The sequence below is a fragment of the Streptomyces sp. A18 genome, assembly GCF_059026065.1.
Genome location: NZ_JBWLKL010000110.1, coordinates 1 through 2411 on the forward strand (window position 1 = coordinate 1; position 2411 = coordinate 2411).

Below are 2411 nucleotides of genomic sequence, written 5' to 3' on the forward strand. Positions count from 1 at the left end.
ACAGGATTTGAACCTGCGACCTCTGGGTTATGAGCCCAGCGAGCTACCGAGCTGCTCCACCCCGCGCCGTTGTGTTGTAACCGTACGTCAACCGCGACGACCAGCGCAAATCCGTTCCGGTGCCCCGCTGCGGGCAGGCCTTGCGCAGGGCGATTGGGGTCTCCCCTGCTCGAGCGAAGCCGAGAGCTTGGGGAAGGGTGGGCACAGCCCACCCACCGGCCTGCACCCGCCCGACGACCGCACGTCACGAAAAGCTGAGGCGTTACGCGGTCAGCTCCTGCTGCAACGCTTCCCGCAGCCGAGCCGCCCGCTCGGAGACCTCAGCGGGCCCAAGCTCCACCGCACGGGAAGCCCACCGCTGCCCCTCGACCAGCTGCCCGCGCCGAGCGTAGAGCAGCGCAAGGCGCAGAGCGGCCCGTCCGTGCCCCGCGTCAGCGGCCCGCGTCCACCAGAGCGCCGCCTCGGGCTCGCTCCCCTCACGCGCAAGGAGAAGCCCCAGGTTGAAAGCCCCGTTCCGGCTGCCCGCGTCCGCCGCGAGGCGGTACCACCGAGCCGCCTCGACCACGTCGCCGCGCCCCGCGGCCAGCATCCCGACCCGGACCTGCGCACGCCGGTGGCCCTGCTCGGCGGCCCGCTCGTACCACTCCTCGCACTCGGTCTTCTCGGCGGCGGGCTCACCGAGCGCGGGCGGGCCCGCGGGAGGCCGCCGCGCGTCGAGCACGGTGCCGAGCCGGTACGCCGCCTCCGCGCTGCCACCACCCGCCGCGCACCGCAGATGCCGCTCGGCGTCCTGCTCGTCCCCCTCCCGCAGCCGCGCGGTTCCGACCTGGAGCGCGGCCTCGGTGTGCCCGGCGGCCGCCGCACGCTCGTACCAGGGCAGGGCGGAGCCCTCGTCGTCACGGGACGCGTAGAGAATCCCGAGGTTGAAGGCCGCGTCCACGCTGCCCGCCTCCGCTGCCTTGGAGAACCACGGCTCGGCGCCCGCGGCGTCGCCGCCCTGGAGCAGCAGCACGGCGAGCGCGTTGGCTGCCTCGCGGTGACCGGCGTACGCGGCACGCCTGTACCACTGGTCGGCCTGCGCGGTCCGGCCCTGCTCGGCGCAGAGCAGGCCGAGGTTGTACGCGCCGTTCACGTCCCCCGCGTCCATCGCTGCGCGGTACCAGCGCTCGGCGGTCTGGGTCTCGCCCCGCTCGGCGTGCAGCGCGCCCAGGGCGTTCGCGGCATTGCCGTCGCCGTCCTGGGCCGCTTTCAGCCACCAGACGGCGGCGCTCTCCTCGTCGCCCGCGTCACGCAGCAGGAAGCCGAGGGCGCAGGCGGCGCGCGCCTCCCCGTCCTTCGCGGAGTTCAGGTACCACCGTCCCGCCTCCTTCAGCTCGCCGCGCTGCTCCAGGATCGCGCCGAGGTGCAGCGCGGCACGCCGGTGCCCGCGCGCTGCGGCCTGGCGGTACCACTGCTCGGCCTCCGCGGCGGCGGAACGTGCTCCCTTGGCGTGGGCCTTGGCCGGAGCCTTCGCGGGAGCCTCGGCGGGAGTTTTCGCGGGAGCCTTGGCATCGACACGCTCGGCCGAGGCCCGCCGGTCCAGGGCGCGCGCGATCCGGTACGCGGCCTCGCGGTGGCCGCGCTCGGCCGAGGCCCGCATCCAGCGCTCGGCACCGGCGTCACCGCGGTGCTCGAGAAGATCGGCCAGGGCGTACGCGCCCAGGGCGTGGCCCTGCTCGGCGGACTGCCGCAGCCAGTACTCCGCGGCGGGCTCGTCGCCGCGCTCGCGGTGGTGGCGTCCGAGCGCGTGCGCGGCCGCGGCGGAACCGGCGACGGCGGCGACCCGCCACCATCCGGCCGCCTCGTCGGCGTACCCGCGCTGGTGGAGGAGGACCCCGAGGTTGTTGGCTGCGGCGCGATCGCCCTCGGCGGTGGCAGCGCGCAGCAGGGATTCGGCCCCGTCGAGATCACCGCGGCGCAGCAGAAGGCTTCCGAGGACGCTCATCGCGTCGACGTCTCCGGCCTCGGCGGCCAGCCGATGGCGCATCTCCTCGGCGGCCGCCCCGGGATCCTCCCGGTCGGCCGGCTGCACAAACCGCCCTGTCTCCAACAGAGTTGCCTTGTCCCCCATAACGTCCATCGTCGCACCACCTGCAACCTGGGTACACCTGGTATACCGCAGCCAGTGAGGTCACTTCAGCGTTTTGTCGACATGCCCACAGAGAGATAAGTCAAACACAGATTTCCCAACTCCCCTCGGGCGGAGCACGGTTCGCACAGACCAGCGCACGCCGCCACGGGCCCCACGCACACACGACGAAGGCCCGGATCCGATAAGGATCCGGGCCTTCACCTTTTAGTAGCGGGGACAGGATTTGAACCTGCGACCTCTGGGTTATGAGCCCAGCGAGCTACCGAGCTGCTCCACCCCG

Annotated in this window: 1 protein-coding gene and 1 tRNA gene; both read right to left on the bottom strand. The window is 73.1% G+C overall.

Annotation, left to right across the window (positions count from 1 at the left end):
- Positions 1 to 262 precede the first annotated feature (262 nt).
- A complete protein-coding gene (locus AC5P1C_RS43605) occupies positions 263 to 2119 on the bottom strand; it encodes a tetratricopeptide repeat protein (RefSeq protein ID WP_493871562.1) in 1857 nt (618 codons plus the stop codon).
- Between the two features lie 220 nt (positions 2120 to 2339).
- Positions 2340 to 2411 (bottom strand) — tRNA-Met (locus AC5P1C_RS43610).